This window comes from Gordonia sp. OPL2, assembly GCF_003797825.1.
Taxonomy (GTDB): domain Bacteria; phylum Actinomycetota; class Actinomycetes; order Mycobacteriales; family Mycobacteriaceae; genus Gordonia.
This window is the reverse complement of the sequence record NZ_RKME01000003.1, coordinates 41,238-61,508: the sequence shown is the minus strand read 5'-3', so window position 1 is coordinate 61,508 and position 20,271 is coordinate 41,238. Positions and strand designations below refer to the sequence as shown.

Genomic DNA, 20,271 nt, shown 5'->3' with positions numbered 1-20,271 from the left:
ACTATGGGCCGATCGCGACACCCGCGGCGACGACGGGCCGGGGTCTACTCTGGGCGTCGTGCACCACTGGCTCTCCGCGCGGGCCTCACACTGGTTGAACCACGACATCATCGATCGTGGTCTGCTGCCGCTCCTGGTGTTCTTCCTCGGGCTGGTCATCGGGTTCGTCGCCATCCGGATCAGTGTCCGCCTGATCCGCGCGGACGTGCGCTGGTGGTTCTCCAACGTGAGCGCCGGCGACACCCACATCCACCACGTCGTGTTCGGCGTCGTGCTCACCCTGCTGTCGGGTCTGGGGCTCATCGCGTTCTCGCTGAGCGGGGACCAGGCCGCCATGTCGGTGCTGGCCGGACTGTTCGGTATCGGTGCCGCGCTCATCCTCGACGAGTTCGCGCTCATCTTCTACCTGCGGGACGTCTACTGGTCGCAGGAGGGCCGCACGTCGGTGGACGCCGTGTTCATCGCGCTGGCCGCCACCGGAATGATCCTGCTCGGATTCCGGCCCCTCGATCTGTACATCGACGCGCTCCACGATCTGCGCATCGGGCGTACGTTCCTCGTCGACACGCTGGCCGCGGCCCTGAATCTGATCCTCGCCGCGATCGTCGTGCTGAAGGGCAAGATCTGGACGGGTGTGGTGGGTGTGTTCGCCTGGCCGTTGCTCATCGTCGGTGTCGTCCGGCTCGCGCGGCCGACCTCGCCGTGGGCCCGCTGGCGCTATCTGTCCAGGCCACGCAAACTGGAGCGGGCGATCGAACGGGAGCGGACGCTTCGGCGTCCGTTCATCCGGGCGAAGATCTTCGTCCAGGATCTCGTCGCGGGACGCCCCGACGTGCTCCCGCATGTGCGCGCGGCCACCGAGGATCATCTCGACCGCGTTGTCCACCCGGCCCCGCCGCCACCGGCGATTTCGCCGCACAGGGGTCTGTCTGGCACAATAGTCGGGTTGCCTGGCGACGACATGCCCCCTGCGGGCGGTGGCCCGGACACACCCCATGACTCGGAGCACGAACCGGTCGAACCTCACACATGATCCCCGGCTGACCGGGCGGTCGGGTGCGGGGCCGCCAGGTTCCTCTGTTCACGCGAAACGCCAGATTGGACCCACCATGAACACCCTCGACTTCCTCGACAAGCAGTCGCAGCGCGACGACATCCCCGAGTTCGCCCCCGGCGACACCCTCGACGTCCATGTCAAGGTCATCGAGGGTTCGAAGGAGCGCGTCCAGGTCTTCAAGGGCGTCGTCATCCGCCGCCAGGGCGGTGGCGTGCGTGAGACCTTCACCGTGCGCAAGGTGTCCTTCGGCGTCGGCGTGGAGCGCACCTTCCCGGTGCACAGCCCGAACATCGCGAAGATCGACGTCGTCACCCGCGGTGACGTCCGTCGCGCGAAGCTGTACTACCTGCGCGATCTGCGCGGCAAGGCAGCCAAGATCAAGGAAAAGCGCTGACGCGTCTACCCTGACGACGTGGCCGACTCACACTCCACGGGCAGCGGCCCGGATTCCGGTGCGCCGGACTCAGACGCTGCGTCCCGATCCCGCGATCACGGCTGGGACCCCGACGACGAGCATCCCGACGAGCGCCCGTGGCGCACGAAGGACGACAAGCCGGAGAAGCGCGGTTCGCTCCTGCGGGAAGCCGTCATCATCATCGGGTGCGTCCTGCTGCTCACGTGGCTGTTGCAGACCTTCGTCGGCCGGCAGTACGTGATCCCGTCGGAGTCGATGGAGCCGACGCTGCACGGATGCGCGGGCTGCACGAACGACCGGATCGTCATCGACAAGTTGTCCTACCGCTTCGGTGATCCGAGTCCCGGTGACGTCGTCGTGTTCAAGGCGCCGAGCGAATCCTGGGACGGCGCCTGGTTGTCGCCGCGATCGGACAACCCGGTGGTGCACGGCATCCAGGACGGTCTGTCGTGGTTCGGGTTCGCACCGCCGGACGAGAACGATCTGGTGAAGCGGGTGATCGCCACCGGTGGTCAGACCGTCGCGTGCACGAACTCCGACAACGTCGGGGTCACCGTCGACGGCAAGCCCCTGAATGAGCCCTACGTCGACAAGTCGCTGCAGGCTCAGGATGTCTCGGCAGGAAACGAACTCGCCGCCGCCCCGAACGGGACGCCGAATGCCTGCTACGGCCCCGACTTCGGCCCGGTCAAGGTGCCCGAGGGCAATGTGTGGGTGATGGGGGACAACCGGGCGAACTCGGCCGACTCCCGCTTCCACATGGAGGACGAGTTCAACGGCACGGTTCCGATCAGCGACATCCGCGGCAAGGTCCGATTCATCATCTATCCCTTCTCGAGGATCGGTGGTGTGTCCTCGGACAACCCCCAGTCATGACCCCGCCGACGACACCGGGCGGTGTCCCGATCCGGGGAGATGACCGATGAGTCGATGGCCGCCGCGTTTCCCGATCCGGCGGGCGGCAAGCCTGCGCACCTACGAGTTCGCCCTGCACCGCAACGGCCTCGGGCCGGTGGCCGGAGTCGATGAGGCCGGACGCGGCGCGTGCGCCGGGCCGCTGGTGGTGGCGGCCTGCGTCCTCAAGCCGACCCAGCTCACCTCCCTCGCCGACCTCGACGACTCGAAGCGCCTCACCGAGGCCACCCGCGAGACGCTGTACAAGGCGATCACCAAGTACGCGGCGAGCTGGAAGGCGGTGGTGATCCCGGCCGCCGAGATCGACCGGATCGGTATCCACGTGGCGAACATCGAGGGGATGCGACGCGCGGTCGCGGGTCTCGACGTCACCCCCGGATACGTGCTGTCGGACGGTTTCGTGGTGCCCGGGCTGACGGTGCCGTCGCTGCCCGTCATCGGCGGGGACGGCGCAGCGGCATGCATCGCGGCGGCCAGCATCATCGCGAAGGTCACCCGCGACCGCATCATGGTGGCCATGGACGGTGAGTTGCCCGGATACGATTTCGCCGTCCACAAGGGCTACAGCACTGCCCACCACATGTCCTGCATCGACCGTCACGGACCGTCCGCGCAACACCGGATGTCCTACCGCAACGTCGCGTCCCGCGCGGCCACCGACCCGAACCCGACCACGATAGGCTTGTCGAATGAGTGCTGAGGATCTCGAGAAGTACGAAACCGAGATGGAACTCTCCCTGTACCGCGAGTACAAGGACATTGTCGGTCAGTTCACCTACGTGGTGGAGACCGAACGGCGCTTCTACCTGGCGAATGCGGTGGAGATGGTCCCCCGCAACACCGACGGCGAGATCTACTTCGAACTGCGGATGTCAGACGCGTGGGTGTGGGACATGTACCGGCCGGCGCGCTTCGTGAAGCAGGTCCGGGTCATCACCTTCAAGGACGTCAACATCGAGGAGTTGGAGAAGCCGGAGTTGCGGCTCCCCGACGAACCGTGATCGATGGCCGTCGACAGTGCGGCCGCCCCATGTTGTGCACAGTCGCGATCTGATCCACAGATGACCGCATCCCGGGTGATCCCGGCCTGATCGGTCGTGCGTCGCGATGATGCTTGTCGGCATGAGCGACAACGTCTCCCGGTCGGCGCGGCCGGAACCCCCATCCCGTCCGAGCACAGCCGACATCGGGCGCATCGGTGAGGACCTCGCGGCCGATCACGTGCTCGGCCTCGGTTGGGTTGTGCTGGAACGCAACTGGCGCAACCGCTTCGGTGAACTCGATCTGATCGCCGCAGACGACACCGTCTTGGTCGTGGTGGAGGTGAAGACGCGGGCGTCGCGTGTGTTCGCCGACCCGGTCGCCGCGGTCACCCCCGACAAGCTGGCCCGGATGCGGCGGCTGATCCGGCAGTGGTTGGCCGACAACCGTGACCGGTGGTGGAGCAGCATCCGTTTCGATGTGGTGTCGGTGCAACTGGATTCGCGTGATCCGCGCGCGACCGAGAGTGCTGTCGTACGGCACCATCGTGGGGTGTTCGCATGAGCGGTCAGGGTGTGGTCACCGGACTCGGCCGGGCTCACTCGGTCGGGCTGAACGCTTTCTCCGCCAAGGAGATCGAGATCCAGGCGAATGTCGGTCAGGGACTGCCCACGTTCACGGTGACCGGCAAGGTGGATGCGTCACTGCGGGAGGCTCGTGATCGGGTGCGCGCGGCCATCATCAACAGTGGACTGAAGTTCCCGGATCTGAAGGTGACGGTGTCGCTGGCGCCGGCGGATCTGCCGAAGTCGGGTTCGTCGTTCGACCTCGGCATGGCGCTCGCGATCCTGGCAGCGACCGAACAGGTCGTGACGGACCGGATGCGGCGGACGGTCTTCCTCGGCGAGCTCGGTCTCGACGGCGGACTGCGGCCGGTGCGCGGCGTGTTGCCCGCGCTCAAGTGCGCGCGCGATCGTGGGTACACCCATGCGGTGGTGCCGATCCCGAATGTCGCGGAGGCGACGCTGGTGGCGGATCTCGACGTCGGCGGAGCGCGCACCCTCTCCGAGGTGGTGCGCTGGCTGTCCGGTGATCACGTACTCGACACGGTGACCGGCGACGAGGCGCTTCCGCCGCCGCCGGAACCGGCGGACATGGCCGACGTCGCAGGTCAGGCCGAAGCGCGGCATGCGCTCGAGATCGCAGCTGCCGGAGCGCATCACGTGTTGATGACCGGACCCCCGGGGATCGGCAAGACGATGTTGGCCCGCCGGTTGCCGGGCATCCTGCCGCCGCTCGGGCCGGAGGAGTCATTGGAGGTGACCGCGATCCACAGCATCGCCGGAACCTTGCGCGCCGGACATCCGCTGATGACCGAGGCGCCGTTCATCGCGCCCCATCACAGCACATCTGTCACCGCGCTCTTGGGCGGTGGCACCGGACTCGCCCGTCCGGGCGCGGTCAGCCGCGCCCATCGCGGCATCCTGTTCCTCGACGAATGCGCCGAGATGGGGCCGAAGGTCCTCGACTCACTCCGCCAGCCGCTCGAGGAGGGGGAGGTGCGGGTGTCGCGGCGCGACGGCGTGGCGACGTATCCTGCGCGTTTCCAACTGATCATGGCGGCCAATCCGTGTCCGTGTGCGCCCGCACACGACGTCGATTGCATCTGCTCCGCGGTGGCACGCCGTCGATACCTCGGCAAACTGTCCGGACCGCTGATGGACCGGGTCGACATCCGGGTCCGCATGGACCCGCCGGGCAACACCGCGCTGATGCACGCGGCGGAGGAGTCCAGTGCTGTGATGCGTGCGCGGGTGGGCGCCGCACGGGCGGCTGCCGTCGAACGGTGGCGCGATCACGGCTGGCTGACGAATGCCGAGGTCCCGGGTTCGGCCTTGCGCCAGCGGTTTCGGCTCAGTCCCGCAGCGTTGCGGCCGGTCGAGCTGTTCCTCCGGGACGGGCGGGTCACCGCACGCGGTGCAGATCGCGCGATCAGATTGGCCTGGACCCTCGCCGACCTGACCGGGCGCGATCGGCCGGAGGAGGCCGATGTGGCCGAGGCGCTGTTGTACCGCGATCGGGGTGCACGGTGACATCGGGTGAGGTGGACGACGAGCGTCGTCGTGCGTGGGCCTACCTGTCCAGGGTGGCCGAATCCCCCTGCTCCGCAGTCGAAATGCTCGTCGCGGCCGTCGGCCCGGAAGAGGCTGCGGCGGCGATCCGCGCCCGCTCGGTCCCGGCGGGCCACGAGCAGGTCCTCGGCGTGACCACCGCGCGTGCGACGACCGACACGTCGGCGGCCGATCTGGAGGTTGCCGACCGGGTGGGCGGGCGGCTGGTCACCCGCGACGACGACGAGTGGCCGGGCTGGCCGCTGATGGCGTTGGCCCAGTCCGACACCGCGGCTCGTGGAGGCGAGCCGCTGGCGCTGTGGGTGCGCGGACCGCGGCGCCTGGACGAGATGGCAACCGCCGGGGTCGCGCTGGTCGGCTCCCGCGCAGCATCCGGGTATGGCGAACAGGTCGCGTCCAACCTGGCCTCCGGACTGGCACTCGAGAACTGGACCGTGACCTCGGGCGGGGCGTACGGGATCGACGGCGTGGCCCACCGGGCCGCACTCGCCGCAGGTGGTGCCACGATGGCGGTGATGGCCTGCGGCATCGACCGCGACTATCCGGCCGGTCACGCCCGGCTGCTCGCCGAGATCGGCGAACACGGCCTGATCGTGACGGAGTACCCGCCGGGCACGACGGCTGCCAAACACCGCTTCCTGACCCGGAATCGGTTGGTGGCCGCGATGTCGGACGCGGTCGTCGTCGTCGAGGCCGGACGACGATCCGGTGCCGCGAACACCGCGGCGTGGGCGCGCAAACTCGGGCGCCCGCTCGGCGCGGTCCCGGGGCCGGTGACCTCGGCGACCTCGGTCGGCTGTCACCGGATGATCGCCGACGATCTCGCCGTCCTGGTGACGGACACGCGGTCGGTGATCGCGCTGGCGGCGCCGGATGGCGGCGGCGACATCGGTCGCGGCCGCACACGGACGACCGATTCGCTGACCGCGGAGCAGAAGCGGGTCCACGACGCACTGCCAGGGCGCGGGTCGGTGACGATCGAGGAGATCGCGTTCTCTGCGGGTCTCGACATCCCCACCGTTCGTACGGCCCTCGCCTGCATGGATGTGTCCGGCCATGTCGCATGTGTCGACGGGATGTGGCGATTGCCGTGATGGCTGTTCGTCGTCCGCGGTGGCCGGGTCGCGCATAGGCTCGTCCGATGAGAATCCTTCTTGTCGGTGCCGGCGGCGTCGGCGATGCGATCGCCAAGATCGCAGCGCGACGACAGTTCTTCGAGCACATGGTCGTCTGCGACTACGACCCCGCTCGCGCCGAACGCACTGTCGCCGCGATCGTCGATGCCCTCGGCGCCGACGCGGGCGCGAGATTCAGCGCCGCCGCGATCGACGCCGGCGATGCCGACGCGGTGGCGCAGGCGGTCCGTGATCACGCCGCCACGCACGTGATGAACGCGGTGGAGCCGAGATTCGTCCCGACGGTGTTCGCCGGCGCATTCGCCGGTGGTGCGGACTATCTCGACATGGCGATGAGCCTGTCGCAACGACACCCCAGTAATCCGTACACCGAGACCGGCATCAAGCTCGGCGACGAGCAGTTCGCGGCGAGCGCGCGGTGGGAGGACGCGGGACGACTCGCACTCGTCGGGATGGGCGTGGAACCGGGCCTGTCGGACGTCTTCGCCCGGTACGCCTGCGACAACCTGTTCGACGACGTCGACGAACTCGGCACCCGCGACGGCGCAAACCTGGTGGTGCGCAACGAGAACGGCGAGGAGATCTTCGCACCCTCGTTCAGCATCTGGACCACGATCGAGGAGTGTCTGAATCCTCCGGTGATCTGGGAGCGCGACCGCGGCTTCTTCACCACACCGCCGTTCTCCGAGCCCGAGGTGTTCGAGTTCCCGGAGGGAATCGGGCCCGTCGAGTGCGTCAACGTCGAGCACGAGGAGGTGCTGTTGATGCCGCGGTGGTGTCGGGCCCGTCGGGTCACGTTCAAGTACGGGCTGGGGGAGGAGTTCATCGGTGTGCTCCGCACGCTCAACACACTGGGACTCGACTCGACCGAGCCCCTCACCGTTCGGTCTGCCGACGGCCCGGTACGCGTGGCTCCCCGCGACGTGATCGCCGCGGCGCTGCCCGATCCGGCCACGATCGGCCCGATCATGACCGGCAAGACCTGTGCCGGGCTCGCGGTGACAGGGACCAAGGACGGCAGGCCCCGGCGCGTGTACCTCTATCACGTCAGCGACAACGAGTGGACGATGCGCAACTACGGAACCCAGTGTGTGGTCTGGCAGACCGCGCTCGGTCCGGTCATCGCGCTCGAACTCCTCGCCACCGGTGTGTGGAGCGGGACCGGCGTCCTCGGCCCGGAGGCGTTCACGTCGGAACCGTTCCTCGAACTGATGGCGGCCGACGAGGCCGACGGCGGCTACGGCCAGCCATGGGGACTACGCGAGGACGAGCCGAACTGAATCGGCGGTCGCGGAGGGAAGACCGGCTGCCCGCGGCGATCAGCGCCGCGTCAGCAGATCGATGAACAGTCGCTTGTCACTCTCGTTCGCGGGACCGCGTGCCGAGTGCAGATAGCCGATCCCCGCGTACAGCAGGGTCGTCGCCCGCGCGTGCGCCTCGGGTTCGTCGAAGCCCAGGTCACGCATCGCCTGATGGGCCACCGCGAAGACCTGTTCGTCGAGAGCGGCCACGGTGGCCGCGATCGATTCATCGGTCTCCGCCCACTTGCGTACCGCGGACTCGACCGTCCAGCGCCGTGGGTCGGACACGAGGACCACCATCGCCTCGATGCGTTCGGCCGGAGGCCGCGATCCGAGGTCGGCGAGGGTCTGCCGTGCCGACTCTTCGACCTGTCGGCAGTGCTCCGCGAGGGCCGACATCAACGCTGCGATGTCGGTGAAGTGCCAGTAGAAGCTGCCCTTGGTGACCCCGAGCCGGTCGCAGAGCCGGGAGATCTTGATCCCTCCGACGCCCTCGCTCACCAGAACCTGCATGGCGGCGTCGAGCCAGTCATCGACGGTGAGGCGAGAGCCCCGTCGGGATGACGTCTCCGGCATGGTTGACCTCGAATGATGTGGACGGCAGTGATGACGATTCAGCGAACTGAAGACCGAGTTTAGATGACTCCTACAACAGGTGTGGTAATCGGGGAGTTCTTAGGTTTACCTAACGAGGCGTACTGTGGTGTCCGAGAGGAGGCTTCATGGCCAAGACACTGACCACGTTGACCGTGCTGAGGCGCGAACAGCTCAGCCCACACTTCGTCCGCCTGTACCTCGGTGGAGACGGCTTCGGCGACTTCACCCCGGCCGGGGAGGCCGGCCGGTGGGATACGGACATGTACATCAAACTCGCCTTCGGTCCCGATGGTGCCCCGTACACCGGGGCCGATTTCGACCGTAGGCAGATCGCACAGCTCCCGCCAGAGCGTCAGCCGGTCCTGCGGACCTACACGGTCCGGTCGGTCGACACCGACCGGCGAGAGATCGCGGTCGATTTCGTGGTGCATGGCGACGAGGGCATCGCCGGCCCGTGGGCGGCGTCGGTCGAGCCGGGCACCGCAGTGCGTTTCCTCGGTCCGGGCAGCGGATATCGACCCAGCCCGGTGGCGCCCTGGCATCTGCTCGCCGCGGATGAGGCAGGCCTTCCTGCCGTCGCGGCGGCGCTGGAGGCGCTCCCGGCGGATGCGATCGCGAAGGTGTTCCTGGAGGTGGCCGGGCCCGACGACGAGTTGCCGCTGACCGCCCCCGCGGGCGCGCAGATCACCTGGGTGCACCGCGGCGGACCGGCCCGTGAGGTGGGTGACGACGTCTCCGGCGACAACTCTCCGCTCATCGCTGCCGTGCGTGGAGCGCAATGGCTCGACGGCGAACCACACGTGTTCATCCATGGGGAGGCCCAGGCCGTCATGCACAACCTCCGCGGATATGTCCGCAAGGAGCGTGGCGTCGGGGCCAAGAACGCGTCCATCTCCGGGTACTGGCGTCGCGGGCGGACCGAAGAGGGATTCCGCCAGTGGAAGTCCGATCTCCGGGCGGCCGAAGAGTCGGCGGGCGTTTCCGCGTAACAACTGCGGGTCCGCGTGAGGCGGTCGGGATCCGTTGACCACCGCCCCATGGGGACACCACGATTCGGCAACGACCCGCGTGGCTGATTGCGGATGACGGCGTCGACCGCTTGGGTCGACGCCATGACCGATGTGGCCGGACGAGCCGATTCCGGTGTCCTCGCCGACTACGCCGACTTCCTGCGCCTCGAGAAAGGTCACAGCGCGCACACCGTGCGCGCGTACCTCGGTGACATCCGGGGTCTGATCTCGTATGCCGGGGCACGCGGTGTGGCGGTCGGCGACATCGATCTGGCCCTCCTGCGGTCGTGGTTGGCCGATCACACGCGACGTGGGGCGGCCCGGACGTCGATCGCACGTCAGGTGTCGTCGGCCAAGTCGTTCTGCGCCTGGGCGGTTCGCGACGGGCGGATGGGCGCTGATCCGTCGGCGCGTCTGCAGGCGCCCCGGGCGCACCGCACGCTGCCCGCCGTGCTCGCCCCCGAGCAGGCAGTGGCCGCCGTCGAGGCGGCGGCACGCGTGCGCGAGGGCGCCGACGCCGATCGGGGCCCTTCCGACCAGGCCGACGACGCCGGCCAGGCCGACGACCCGCTCGCGCTTCGCGACCGGCTGATCGTCGAACTGCTCTACGCGAGCGGCGTCCGCGTCGGCGAACTCTGCGGCCTCGATCTCGGCGACGTCGACTCCGGTCGCCGGGTGCTGCGGGTCATCGGCAAGGGCGACAAGCAACGCACCGTGCCGTACGGGGAGCCGGCTGCCCGGGCTGTCCGGCGGTGGTTGAGCGACGGTCGCCCGGAGCTCGCCAACGATCGTTCGGGTCAGGCGTTGCTGCTCGGTGCGAAGGGCGGGCGACTCAATCAGCGGATGGCGCGTGCCGTCGTCCACCGGGCGGTCGAGGCCGCGGGCGGTCCGTCGATGGGACCGCACGGCCTGCGCCACAGCGCGGCCACCCACCTGCTCGAGGGTGGTGCGGACCTGCGGATCGTGCAGGAGATGCTCGGACATTCGTCGTTGGCGACGACGCAGCTCTACACCCATGTCAGTGTGGAGCGCCTGCGGGCCGTGCATCGGCAGGCCCACCCGCGGGCCTGACCGGCTGGACCGGCTTCAGTCGTACCCGGACCGCGCCGAGCAGGGCGAGCGGGTTCAGATAGACCGCTTCCCGTCCGCGTCCACGACGAGCGCCCCAGTGCAGACATGCCGTCGCCCGACACTTCTCGTGGCCGGTCGACACGGTGCCGATCGCGTCCCCGCGGCGCACCGACGACCCCGTTCGCACCGTTGGCTCGACCGGCTCATAGGTGGTGATCAGGTCGGTGGCGTGCCGGATCGAGACCAGAGGCCGCCCGGCCACCCGACCGGCGAACTGCACCCGACCCGGACCAGCAGCGCGCACGATGGTGCCTGGAGCGACGGACAGGTCGACGCCGCGATGCCCGGGTTCCCACCGCTGCGCAGGGAGATCGAACCCTCGGACGACGGAGGTGGGCCGCGGTACCGGCAGACGGAACCGCGAGGTCTCGCCGACGGCGACCGCGGGCACGGCCCACACCAGGATCGCCACCACCAACAGCTCGGCGATCGCGCAGAGCGCGCCCCGGACGACGAAGAGGCGTGCCGGTCGATCCGGAGTCGAGGTCATATTCTTCAGACGCACGGGCGGGCCGATCGGATCCATCGGATCGTCGTCGGCGTGTCCCGGCCGAGGTGGCCGACCGGTCGACGTACCGATGGACATTTTGGTTTTCCGCAGGTGACCGGCGTAAACTCGCGTCCGCACCTCGTCGGGTTCGATGGGGTGACTTCGCGCGCCTGCACAGCGACGCCGTTCCACCTGGTGAGAGCGGCATCCACACCCGTGGCGGGCGGTCCCGGACACCCGGGTCCGTCACGGAGCAGACGCCAGGGTCGGCACCGCCGGTGTCGATGTCAACTGCACACAAAGGATCACTCATGGCTGTCGTGACCATGAAGCAGCTGCTGGACAGCGGCGCACACTTCGGGCATCAGACCCGCCGTTGGAACCCGAAGATGAAGCGATTCATCTTCACCGACCGCAACGGCATCTACATCATCGACCTGCAGCAGACGCTGACCTACATCGACAAGGCGTACGAGTTCGTCAAGGAGACCGTCGCCCACGGCGGCACCATCCTGTTCGTCGGCACCAAGAAGCAGGCCCAGGAATCCATCGCCGCCGAGGCCACCCGCGTCGGGATGCCGTACGTGAACCAGCGCTGGCTGGGCGGCATGCTCACCAACTTCTCGACCGTCCACAAGCGCCTGCAGCGCCTGAAGGAACTCGAGACCATGGAGCAGACCGGTGGCTTCGAGGGTCGCACCAAGAAGGAAATCCTCATGCTGACGCGTGAGAAGAACAAGCTCGAGCGCACCCTCGGTGGTATCCGGGATATGGCCAAGGTGCCTTCTGCTGTTTGGGTCGTGGACACCAACAAGGAGCACATTGCTGTCGGTGAGGCACGCAAGCTCAACATCCCGGTCATCGCGATCCTCGACACCAACTGCGATCCCGACCTCGTCGACTACCCGATCCCGGGCAACGACGACGCGATCCGCAGCGCCGCGCTGCTGACCCGCGTGGTGGCCTCGGCCGTCGCCGAGGGCGTCCAGGCACGGGCCGGCCAGTCGTCCGACGACTCCAAGCCGGAGGCGGGCGGCGGCGAGCCGCTGGCCGAGTGGGAGCAGGAGCTGCTCACCCAGGCCACCGCACCCGCGGGTGGCGAGGCCGGCACCGCGCCGGCCGCCCAGTAGTCGGTTCGGATCACCTCACCCGGTTGGAGATGCCGGACGGGGCGACCCGTCCGGCATCGACATCGACACACTCTCTCTAAGGAGGCTCGCCAACGATGGCGAACTACACCGCAGCCGATGTGAAGCGTCTCCGCGAGCTCACCGGCTCAGGAATGCTGGACTGCAAGAACGCCCTCGCCAACAACGACGGTGACTTCGACAAGGCCGTCGAGGAACTGCGCATCAAGGGTGCCAAGGACGTCGGCAAGCGCGCCGAGCGTTCGACTGCCGAAGGTCTCGTGGCCGCCAAGGACGGCGCTCTCGTCGAGATCAACTCGGAGACCGACTTCGTCGCGAAGAACGCCGAGTTCCAGGAACTCGCGGACAAGATCGTCGCCGCCGCTGCCGCAGCGAAGACCAACGATCTCGACGCGCTCAAGGCCGCCGCACTGGGCGACGGCACGGTCGACGAGGCCGTGCAGGCCCTCTCGGCGAAGATCGGCGAGAAGCTGGAACTGCGCCGGGTCGCCTACTACGACGGTCCGGTCGCCGTGTACCTGCACAAGCGTGCCTCGGATCTGCCGCCCGCCGTCGGCGTGCTGGTGTCCTACGCCGGTGAGGGCGACGCCGCCGCGGAGGCCGCTCGCGCCGCCGCGATGCAGGTCGCCGCGCTGAAGGCCAAGTACGCCACCCGCGACGAGGTCCCTGCCGACGTCGTCGACAACGAGCGTCGCATCGCCGAGCAGACCGCGAAGGAAGAGGGCAAGCCCGAGCAGGCGCTGCCGAAGATCGTCGAGGGCCGGGTCAACGGGTTCTACAAGGACGTCGTGCTGCTCGACCAGCCGTCGGTGCAGGACTCCAAGAAGACCGTGAAGGCTCTCCTCGACGAGGCAGGCGTCACCGTCAAGGCATTCGAGCGCTTCGAGGTCGGTCAGTCCTGACCTGCCCAACCGGATCGCTCACGACCCCGCGTCACCGCCACGGTGAGGCGGGGTCGTCCGTATGTGCGGACCTCTCCGTCCCGCGTCGACGACTGGCGCGCACCGCCAGGGCCAGTACGGCGATCACCACGCACATCCCCGACAAGACCCACAACGTCACCTGGAACGCGCCGACGAAGGTCCACGACGCCACCGAGCGCGCGGCAGTCTGCAATGGTGCGGCGGCGCGATCGGCGACCTGCGCGGCGACTCCGGTCTGACCGGCACCCTCCGCGGAGCAGCCCGGCGCCGGACGATCCGGATGCGCCGAGGTCAACTGAGCGCGCGCGCAGTCGGCGAACCGATCAGCGACGGCGCCGCGGAAGAGCGGCTCGACGGTACTGGTCCGCAGGTCGTCGGACAGCGCCGCGCGTACCGCCGGCACAGCCGAATCAGCCTGCACCGCAACCTGTCCGAAGAAGAACAAGGTAACGACGGCCAGACCGAGGGAGGCGCCGATCTGTTGCACGGTCGGCACGCAACCCGACGCCGAGCCGATGTTGGCCGGTTCGGTGTCGGACAGGATCGCCGTCTGCAGCGGCGCGACAAAGAGCCCGGTCCCGATTCCGCCTACGATCAGCGGAGCAATCACCGCGGGCACCGACAACGAACCGGACGCCGGATCGAGGGTCGTGGCGAGCCAGGCGAGCCCGACGGCGAGGACGAGGGCACCCGAACACAAGGTCAGACCGGCGCCGATCCGGGCCACCACCCACGGAGACGACAGCGAACCGATCGCGCCGCCGACGGCGAACGGCAACGCGAGCAGTCCGGTCGTGAGCGCGGAGTAGCCGAGACCGAACTGCACCGATACGGACACGGTGAAGAAGAAGCCGGCGAACACGCTGAAGAAGAGCAGCGACAACACCAGGCCCACCGAGAAGCGGCGGGACCGGAACAGGTCGATGCGCAGGAGGGGCATCCCACCGCGCGCGAAGGTCCGTCGTTCGACGACGACGAAGGCCGCCAGCAGGATCACCGCCGATGCCATCATCGCCCAGAGGCTCGGCGGCCAGTCCTCCTCACGTCCCACCGCGAGCGGATACAGCACCAGGAACAGGCCCGCCGTCGACAGGACGACGCCGGGCAGATCCAATCGTGATCCAGCGGACTCGCGGAGCTGGGGCAGACGATGCCATGCCAGCGCGCATGCCACGAGGCCCAACGGGATGTTGACGAAGAAGATGGTGCGCCACCCCCAGCCGAAGAGGTCCGAGGTGACCAGGACACCGCCGATGACCGGCCCGAGCATCGCGGCCAGACCCGCGACCGCTCCGTAGATGCCGAAGACGAGCCCGTGCCGTGACTTCGGGAACAAGGCCGCGATCAGGGCGAGGGTCTGGGCCGACATCATCGCGGCGCTGATGCCCTGGATGCCACGGAAGACGATGAGTTGGAGCGGACCCTGCGCCAGCCCGCACAGCACCGAGGTGACGGTGAACGCGACGACGGATGCGATGAACACCCGGCGGCGTCCCAGCCGGCCGCCGAGCGTGGCCGCGGTGAGGAGCGTACAGGCGAAGGCCAGGGTGTACACCGTCAGGACGAACAGTTGCTGGGATGTCGACGCGCCCAGGTCGACGGTCAGGTCGGGCAACGCGATGTTGACGATCGTCGTGTCCAGCATCTGCATGAACACGCCGAGCAGACATCCCGCGAGGGCGAACCACGCGGCACGGTCGACCGGCGCGGGCGCCCTGGCCGCGGTGGCCGCGGTGGCCGCCGTGACGTCGGCGTTCGAGCTCACGTCAGGACGGCGACAACTGGCTCGTACTCACCTTGGGCCGCAACCGCTTCCATGACCCCGATGAACTTCTCGGTGTAGTCGCGGACCGACGCGGCACCGATCTCGGTGTCGGGATACAGGAAGGTCATCGACGTCTGGTCCTGGAAGCGGTTGATCCAGATGAAGACCTCTTCGCTGCTCCCGCGGTTGCCGTAGAGACACCCGTTGATGGCATCGAACATCTCGACACCCGGCAGCTTGCGGACGTCGATGTAGGAGATCATCGGTACCGACCACCCCGGTTGCACCGCGATGCCGTCCTCGGGTCGCACGAGCTCGAGCACCCGGTGGAACGACACGTCGGTGAGTTCCTTGCCGGCGTCGTAGCTCTGTGCGGCCGCGGCGGCGACCGAAGTGAACGTGGCATCGGCGTCGACGGTCAACGGAACGGGGATCAGACTGGTGAACCATCCGACCGAGTTCAGCTCGGGACCGGCCTGCCGCGTGCTCTTCGGCGTCATACCGAGGTAGTCGGAATCGCCGGTGAACTCGAGGTAGACCAGTGCTGCGACGGCCATCAGGCCTGCGGTGACATTGGCGCCACTCGCGCGGCACACCTCCTCAAAGCGTTGTGCGGCAGCCTCATCGAACACGGTCGTTGTCAGATGGGCGCTGCGCGTGTGGGTGTCGGACTCGTCGGTCCCCAGCGGCAACGGGAAGTGGGGGAGTCGTCCCTCTTGTCCACGGACCAACTCGATCCATCGCTGCACGTGGGGGGACTCCCGGGTGAGTGCACGCGAAATGGTGCGCTCGCGATCGCAGTACTCGAGGTAGCTGCCGACGGGCGTCACGGGATTGTCCATGCCGAATGCGGCATTCATATACAGCGTCATGAGGTCCACGCAGGTGATCGCCTGGGAGATCCCGTCGGTGTTCAGATGATCGACGGCGCAGTAGATCGTGAACCCGCCGTCCCATTCGATCGCACCGAACGTGAAGCAGTCCCAATGCGACGGCCCCGGCGTCTCGGCCTGCACATGGTCGCGGATCTGGCCCGGGGTGGTGAAGTCACCGTGCGCGGTGTGCACCAGGTCGATGTCGTCGGCGTCGAACGCACGCCGCACCACGGCCCCGTCGGGCTCGACGGAGAACCAGGTCCGGAACGTGTCGTGCCTGCGGAGGAAGGTCGTGAGGGCGGATGTCAACGCGGCCGGATCCAAGGGTGCCTGGATGTCGAACGCGATGAGGCACAGGCGGGAGAAGCGGAATCCGGCGGTCTCGTTGCGTCGTGCCGCGCGGAGGTACTCCTCCTGCTGATGCGACGGCGGGACCGGATGCACGTCGGCGGCTGCCGCGGCGGCGATCGCCGCCGGAGCCGCGGTCCAGCTGGTGAGCCTGCCCGGTCGGGGCTGCCACTCGTCGATGAGTCCGAAACTGACCATGCCAAACCTCGAAATCTGTGGTCGCGGACGTGGAACCCCCCGACTGGCCGCCGCGTCATGTGGATGAAGTCACGCAGCGAGACCGTTCCGGTAGTGCGTTCCCCCTGCCCGATTAGCGAAGCTGCCATGGAAATCGTTGTCCGTCAACCTCTTTAGTTGGACAATGGTCCCACTTGTGAAGTGCGTCGTTTGCTGGACAGCCCGGGATGACGTCGGGCACACTCCCTTGCGTCGGGGTGGGAATCGTGCTGTGCATTCGGCGCAGTGCTGTGCGCATGAGGGATAACAGGGGTGGGGATGCCTGAGACGATGCGGTCGACGCCACGGTCGGCACCGCGACCGACGTGGGGAAACGTGGCGAGACGGGCTGCGGTGATGGTCGCGGTCGCGGCCGGGACCGCCGCAGTGGCCTCGCTCCTGCCGGCAATGTCGGCAGCAGCGCCGCGCGGGGCGACGATCGTGTCGGAGCGTGTCGCTCCGACCCAGGAGACCGACCTCACCGTGCGGTCCTTCGCCATGCGAAACACCGTGACCGTCAAGGTGATCCCGGCCGCGGGTGGCGGGCCGGCGCCGACGCTCTACCTCCTCAACGGCGCCGCCGGGGGCGAGGGGGGCAGCAGTTGGTTCGACAAGACCGACATCCGCTCGTTCTTCGCCGATCAGAATGTCAACGTCGTCGTCCCGATGGGCGGCGCCGCAAGCTATTTCACCGACTGGCGACAGACGGATCCGAAACTTGGTCGGCAGAAGTGGGCGACCTTCCTGACGCGGGAACTCCCCGCGGCGATCGACGAGCGGTTCGATGGCAACGGGCGCAATGCGATTGCGGGGATCTCGATGGCCGGGACGTCGGTGTTCCAGCTGGCACTGCATGCGCCCCGCCTGTACCGAGCGCTCGGTTCGTTCAGCGGGTGTGCACAGACCAGCGATCCGACGGGTCAGGCCGTGGTCCGGATGGTGGTCGAGGGCCGCGGCGGCGGCAACACCGTCAACATGTGGGGACCACCGGGCGATCCGATGTGGCAGGACAACGATCCCTATGTCCATGTCGACAGCTTCCGCGGCACGTCCATCTACGTCTCCAACGGTTCGGGCACGCCCGGTCGCTACGACACCATCGACGGACCGGGCATCGACGGCAACGGCAGCAAACTCTTCGATCAGCTCGCCGTCGGCGCGGTCATCGAGACGGCGACCGCGGAGTGCACGCGCAACCTCCAGCGGCGGATGGCCGAGCGCGGCGTGCCGGCCACCTTCCACCTCTACGACGGCGGGACCCATTCATGGCCCTACTGGCAGGACGAACTGCACCGGGCGTGGCCGCAGTTCCGGGCAGCGTTGGCATCGTGAACGCCGATCCGCGCGAGGAGATCACCATCGCCTCGATGGAAGGGTCGGCGACCTGGCTGGAGACCAACACCTGGGAGCGTCCGCGGTGGACCGTCGCCGATGTGCTCGCACGCAAGGGGGACCGCACGATCTCGGTGGTCCTGCCCGCACTCGACGAGGAGGCCACCGTGGGTTCGGTCGTCGAGAGCATCCGTCCGCTCCTCGGGAACCTCGTCGACGAACTCGTCGTGGTCGACTCCGGGTCCGCCGACGACACGATCGCGTGCGCGAGGTCGGCCGGGGCGCGGGTGGAGACCCGGGAGACCTCGCTGCCCGGTGTGCCGGTCGTGCCGGGAAAGGGCGAGGTGTTGTGGCGCTCGCTGGCGGCGACGACGGGCGACATCGTCGTGTTCGTCGACAGCGATGTCGTCGACGCCGATCCGCTGTACGTGCCGCGTCTCGTCGCGCCGCTGCTGACGGTGCCCGAGCTGCACCTCGTCAAGGGGTACTACCGTCGGCCGCTGGTCGGCGCGGGAGGCGTCGATCCCTCGGGTGGGGGACGGGTCACCGAATTGGTGGTGCGGCCACTCGTCGCGGCGCTGGCTCCCGAACTGTCGGCGATCATCCAGCCGTTGGCGGGTGAGTACGCCGGGACGCGCGAACTGTTGACCTCGATCCCGTTCGCCGCGGGATACGGCGTGGAGATCGGCATCGTCCTCGACACGCTCGACCGGCACGGGATCGACGCGATCGGCCAGGTCGACCTCGGCACGCGGATTCACCGCAACCGGCCGCTGCACGAACTGGGGCCGATGGCCCGGCAGATCGTCGCGACACTGCTGGGACGTCTGGGACTCGATGACTCGGGGAGTCCTCTCACACAATTCGTGATGGACGACGACGGCGGGCACAGCCTGCGACGTCGCTATCCGGTCCTCGATGACCGCCCGCCGATGTCGACGGTCCTCGCGACGCCGGTGGGCAGCCCCGCGATGTGACGGGCGAGCCGTCTCCGCGGCTCGACAATGACCAGGTCGGGGTCGGTGCACGATCTCTCGACAACCCCGCATGCGGAGCATGTCGGGTCTGTCGGTCCGGGCGGGACGTACGATGTTCACCGAACCGACCAGTGAGGAAGTAGATGAGCGCATCCCCGGATCCCCGAGAGTCCGAGCGTCACGGCTACACCCGTGTTCTCCTGAAGCTCGGCGGTGAGATGTTCGGTGGCGGCGGTGTCGGGCTCGACCCCGATGTTGTGGCAACCGTGGCCGATCAGATCGCCGAGGTCGTCGGGTCCGGTGTCCAGGTCGCCGTCGTCATCGGCGGCGGAAACTTCTTCCGGGGTGCCGAGTTGCAACAGCGGGGCCTCGACCGGTCGCGGTCGGACTACATGGGCATGCTCGGAACGGTCATGAATTGCCTTGCCCTGCAAGACTTCCTGGAGAAGCGCGGGGTCAGTACCCGAGTTCAGACCGCCATCACGATGGGTCAGGTGGCCGAGCCCTACCTGCCGCTGCGTGCGCAGCGTCATCTGGAGAAGGGACGAGTCGTCATCTTCGGCGCGGGGATGGGGATGCCGTATTTCTCCACCGACACCACCGCCGCCCAGCGGGCGCTCGAGATCAAGGCCGAGGTCGTGCTGATGGCCAAGGCCGTCGACGGTGTGTACGACGCGGATCCCCGGGTGGATCCGAACGCCACGCTGTTCCGCAAGGTCACCCACCGCCAGGTGCTCGATCGGGAACTGAAGGTCGCCGACGCCACCGCCTTCAGCCTGTGTATGGACAACAAAATGCCGATCCTGGTGTTCAATTTGCTGGAAGAGGGCAACATTGCCCGAGCGGTCGCCGGCGAACGGATCGGCACCCTCGTCTCCACCTGACCGCTGCACGAGAACCCACCGATGAACCCCATACGAGAAGAAGTAGGACGACGATGATCGACGATGCGCTGCTGGACGCCGAGGAGAAGATGGAGAAGGCGGTCGGTGTCGCCAAGGACGACATGGGATCGATCCGGACGGGCCGCGCGAATCCCGCGATGTTCAACAAGGTGACGATCGACTATTACGGCGCCCTCACCCCGATCACCCAGGTCGCCGGGATCACCACGCCGGAGGCACGCCTCGTCGTGATCAAGCCCTACGAGGCGTCGTCACTGCGCGACATCGAGACCGCGATCCGCAACTCCGATCTCGGCGTCAACCCGACCAACGACGGTTCCATCATCCGCGTCGCCATCCCGCAGCTCACCGAGGACCGCCGCAGGGAACTCGTCAAGCAGGCGAAGGGCAAGGGCGAAGACGCCAAGGTCGCGATCCGCAACGTACGCCGGAAAGCGGTCGACGAGCTCAAGCGCATCCAGAAGGACGGCGAGGCGGGCGAGGACGAGGTGTCGCGCGCGGAGAAGGAACTCGACAAGACCACGGCCGGATACGTCGCGCAGGTCGACGACCTGGTCAAGCACAAAGAGAACGAATTGCTCGAAGTGTGAGCGTCGATCCGACCCGATCGCCCACAC

At 68.0% G+C, this 20,271-nt stretch carries 21 protein-coding genes; 17 read left to right on the top strand and 4 right to left on the bottom strand.

The annotated features are described in order from the left end of the window. Nucleotides 1-58: 58 nt before the first annotated feature. The 9 genes from EEB19_RS04785 to EEB19_RS04745 all read left to right on the top strand — a co-directional run bounded on the left by EEB19_RS04785 (nt 59) and on the right by EEB19_RS04745 (nt 7,916). The gene (locus EEB19_RS04785) at nt 59-1,033 is read left to right on the top strand and encodes a hypothetical protein (RefSeq protein WP_187583707.1); all 975 of its coding nucleotides are present in this window, start codon (nt 59-61) and stop codon (nt 1,031-1,033) included. Nucleotides 1,034-1,109: 76 nt separating this feature from the next. After that, the gene (rplS, locus tag EEB19_RS04780) at nt 1,110-1,451 is read left to right on the top strand and encodes a 50S ribosomal protein L19 (RefSeq protein ID WP_187583705.1); all 342 of its coding nucleotides are present in this window, start codon (nt 1,110-1,112) and stop codon (nt 1,449-1,451) included. An 18-nt stretch (nt 1,452-1,469) separates the two neighbouring features. Further along, nucleotides 1,470-2,348: a signal peptidase I gene (lepB, locus tag EEB19_RS04775; protein WP_187583703.1), complete on the top strand. Its 879-nt coding sequence runs from the start codon at nt 1,470-1,472 to the stop codon at nt 2,346-2,348. 46 nt (nt 2,349-2,394) lie between these two features. Beyond that, entirely contained in the window at nt 2,395-3,087 is a 693-nt protein-coding gene (locus EEB19_RS04770; protein ID WP_187583701.1) for a ribonuclease HII, read from the top strand. Then, complete coding sequence (locus EEB19_RS04765; protein ID WP_124706974.1) at nt 3,077-3,388, top strand: DUF2469 domain-containing protein; 312 nt, start codon at nt 3,077-3,079, stop codon at nt 3,386-3,388. The genes EEB19_RS04770 and EEB19_RS04765 overlap by 11 nt, the downstream gene beginning before the upstream one ends. Before the next feature lie 121 nt (nt 3,389-3,509). After that, complete coding sequence (locus EEB19_RS04760; RefSeq protein WP_187583699.1) at nt 3,510-3,932, top strand: YraN family protein; 423 nt, start codon at nt 3,510-3,512, stop codon at nt 3,930-3,932. Then, entirely contained in the window at nt 3,929-5,461 is a 1,533-nt protein-coding gene (locus EEB19_RS04755) for a YifB family Mg chelatase-like AAA ATPase (RefSeq protein ID WP_187583697.1), read from the top strand. The genes EEB19_RS04760 and EEB19_RS04755 overlap by 4 nt, the downstream gene beginning before the upstream one ends. Before the next feature lie 83 nt (nt 5,462-5,544). Beyond that, on the top strand, nt 5,545-6,594 hold the full coding sequence (gene dprA / locus EEB19_RS04750; RefSeq protein WP_187584011.1) for a DNA-processing protein DprA: 1,050 nt from the start codon (nt 5,545-5,547) through the stop codon (nt 6,592-6,594). A gap of 47 nt (nt 6,595-6,641) precedes the next feature. Beyond that, nucleotides 6,642-7,916, top strand: coding sequence for a saccharopine dehydrogenase family protein (locus EEB19_RS04745; protein ID WP_187583696.1), 1,275 nt, complete (start codon nt 6,642-6,644; stop codon nt 7,914-7,916). A 39-nt stretch (nt 7,917-7,955) separates the two neighbouring features. On the opposite strand, the gene EEB19_RS04740 is transcribed toward EEB19_RS04745, so the two are convergent. Continuing rightward, nucleotides 7,956-8,513 (bottom strand): TetR/AcrR family transcriptional regulator, encoded by a 558-nt coding sequence (locus EEB19_RS04740; protein ID WP_187583695.1) that lies wholly within the window; start codon nt 8,511-8,513, stop codon nt 7,956-7,958. Between the two features lie 146 nt (nt 8,514-8,659). Here EEB19_RS04740 and EEB19_RS04735 point away from each other — a divergent pair, with 146 nt between their 5' ends. Then, nucleotides 8,660-9,523, top strand: coding sequence for a siderophore-interacting protein (locus EEB19_RS04735; RefSeq protein WP_187583694.1), 864 nt, complete (start codon nt 8,660-8,662; stop codon nt 9,521-9,523). 123 nt (nt 9,524-9,646) lie between these two features. Beyond that, a complete protein-coding gene (locus EEB19_RS04730; protein ID WP_187583693.1) occupies nt 9,647-10,615 on the top strand; it encodes a tyrosine recombinase XerC in 969 nt (322 codons plus the stop codon). Here EEB19_RS04730 and EEB19_RS04725 read toward each other — a convergent pair. Next, entirely contained in the window at nt 10,563-11,261 is a 699-nt protein-coding gene (locus EEB19_RS04725) for a M23 family metallopeptidase (RefSeq protein WP_316245458.1), read from the bottom strand. The genes EEB19_RS04730 and EEB19_RS04725 overlap by 53 nt on opposite strands. A gap of 215 nt (nt 11,262-11,476) precedes the next feature. Here EEB19_RS04725 and rpsB point away from each other — a divergent pair, with 215 nt between their 5' ends. Both rpsB and tsf read left to right on the top strand, forming a co-directional pair. Continuing rightward, nucleotides 11,477-12,295: a 30S ribosomal protein S2 gene (gene rpsB, locus EEB19_RS04720; RefSeq protein WP_187583692.1), complete on the top strand. Its 819-nt coding sequence runs from the start codon at nt 11,477-11,479 to the stop codon at nt 12,293-12,295. Between the two features lie 95 nt (nt 12,296-12,390). Next, nucleotides 12,391-13,215 (top strand): translation elongation factor Ts, encoded by an 825-nt coding sequence (tsf, locus tag EEB19_RS04715; protein WP_187583691.1) that lies wholly within the window; start codon nt 12,391-12,393, stop codon nt 13,213-13,215. A 31-nt stretch (nt 13,216-13,246) separates the two neighbouring features. Here the strand turns inward: tsf and EEB19_RS04710 are convergent, their stop codons facing one another. After that, the gene (locus EEB19_RS04710) at nt 13,247-15,001 is read right to left on the bottom strand and encodes a DHA2 family efflux MFS transporter permease subunit (protein ID WP_187583690.1); all 1,755 of its coding nucleotides are present in this window, start codon (nt 14,999-15,001) and stop codon (nt 13,247-13,249) included. After that, nucleotides 14,998-16,422 carry a condensation domain-containing protein gene (locus EEB19_RS04705; RefSeq protein ID WP_187583688.1) on the bottom strand — a complete coding sequence of 475 codons (1,425 nt, stop codon included), beginning with the start codon at nt 16,420-16,422 and terminating at the stop codon, nt 14,998-15,000. The genes EEB19_RS04710 and EEB19_RS04705 overlap by 4 nt, the downstream gene beginning before the upstream one ends. 426 nt (nt 16,423-16,848) lie before the next feature. Here EEB19_RS04705 and EEB19_RS04700 point away from each other — a divergent pair, with 426 nt between their 5' ends. The 4 genes from EEB19_RS04700 to frr all read left to right on the top strand — a co-directional run bounded on the left by EEB19_RS04700 (nt 16,849) and on the right by frr (nt 20,244). Then, the gene (locus tag EEB19_RS04700; RefSeq protein WP_262365461.1) at nt 16,849-17,772 is read left to right on the top strand and encodes an alpha/beta hydrolase family protein; all 924 of its coding nucleotides are present in this window, start codon (nt 16,849-16,851) and stop codon (nt 17,770-17,772) included. Nucleotides 17,773-17,807: 35 nt separating this feature from the next. Further along, nucleotides 17,808-18,749 carry a glucosyl-3-phosphoglycerate synthase gene (locus tag EEB19_RS04695; protein WP_187584005.1) on the top strand — a complete coding sequence of 314 codons (942 nt, stop codon included), beginning with the start codon at nt 17,808-17,810 and terminating at the stop codon, nt 18,747-18,749. Between the two features lie 143 nt (nt 18,750-18,892). Then, complete coding sequence (pyrH, locus tag EEB19_RS04690) at nt 18,893-19,633, top strand: UMP kinase (protein WP_187583686.1); 741 nt, start codon at nt 18,893-18,895, stop codon at nt 19,631-19,633. A gap of 53 nt (nt 19,634-19,686) precedes the next feature. Next, nucleotides 19,687-20,244 carry a ribosome recycling factor gene (frr, locus tag EEB19_RS04685; protein WP_187583684.1) on the top strand — a complete coding sequence of 186 codons (558 nt, stop codon included), beginning with the start codon at nt 19,687-19,689 and terminating at the stop codon, nt 20,242-20,244. Nucleotides 20,245-20,271 lie beyond the last annotated feature (27 nt).

Bases quoted from the DNA above. Each gene is read 5' to 3' on its own strand.
- EEB19_RS04705 (WP_187583688.1), bottom strand. From the start codon at position 16,422: ATGGTCAGTTTCGGACTCATCGACGAGTGGCAGCCCCGACCGGGCAGG.
- EEB19_RS04730 (WP_187583693.1), top strand. From the start codon at position 9,647: ATGACCGATGTGGCCGGACGAGCCGATTCCGGTGTCCTCGCCGACTAC.
- EEB19_RS04745 (WP_187583696.1), top strand. From the start codon at position 6,642: ATGAGAATCCTTCTTGTCGGTGCCGGCGGCGTCGGCGATGCGATCGCC.
- EEB19_RS04695 (WP_187584005.1), top strand. From the start codon at position 17,808: ATGGAAGGGTCGGCGACCTGGCTGGAGACCAACACCTGGGAGCGTCCG.
- EEB19_RS04725 (WP_316245458.1), bottom strand. From the start codon at position 11,261: ATGTCCATCGGTACGTCGACCGGTCGGCCACCTCGGCCGGGACACGCC.
- rpsB (WP_187583692.1), top strand. From the start codon at position 11,477: ATGGCTGTCGTGACCATGAAGCAGCTGCTGGACAGCGGCGCACACTTC.
- EEB19_RS04755 (WP_187583697.1), top strand. From the start codon at position 3,929: ATGAGCGGTCAGGGTGTGGTCACCGGACTCGGCCGGGCTCACTCGGTC.
- tsf (WP_187583691.1), top strand. From the start codon at position 12,391: ATGGCGAACTACACCGCAGCCGATGTGAAGCGTCTCCGCGAGCTCACC.
- dprA (WP_187584011.1), top strand. From the start codon at position 5,545: ATGCTCGTCGCGGCCGTCGGCCCGGAAGAGGCTGCGGCGGCGATCCGC.
- EEB19_RS04735 (WP_187583694.1), top strand. From the start codon at position 8,660: ATGGCCAAGACACTGACCACGTTGACCGTGCTGAGGCGCGAACAGCTC.
- EEB19_RS04760 (WP_187583699.1), top strand. From the start codon at position 3,510: ATGAGCGACAACGTCTCCCGGTCGGCGCGGCCGGAACCCCCATCCCGT.
- rplS (WP_187583705.1), top strand. From the start codon at position 1,110: ATGAACACCCTCGACTTCCTCGACAAGCAGTCGCAGCGCGACGACATC.
- EEB19_RS04700 (WP_262365461.1), top strand. From the start codon at position 16,849: ATGTCGGCAGCAGCGCCGCGCGGGGCGACGATCGTGTCGGAGCGTGTC.
- pyrH (WP_187583686.1), top strand. From the start codon at position 18,893: ATGAGCGCATCCCCGGATCCCCGAGAGTCCGAGCGTCACGGCTACACC.
- EEB19_RS04770 (WP_187583701.1), top strand. From the start codon at position 2,395: ATGAGTCGATGGCCGCCGCGTTTCCCGATCCGGCGGGCGGCAAGCCTG.
- EEB19_RS04740 (WP_187583695.1), bottom strand. From the start codon at position 8,513: ATGCCGGAGACGTCATCCCGACGGGGCTCTCGCCTCACCGTCGATGAC.
- EEB19_RS04765 (WP_124706974.1), top strand. From the start codon at position 3,077: ATGAGTGCTGAGGATCTCGAGAAGTACGAAACCGAGATGGAACTCTCC.
- frr (WP_187583684.1), top strand. From the start codon at position 19,687: ATGATCGACGATGCGCTGCTGGACGCCGAGGAGAAGATGGAGAAGGCG.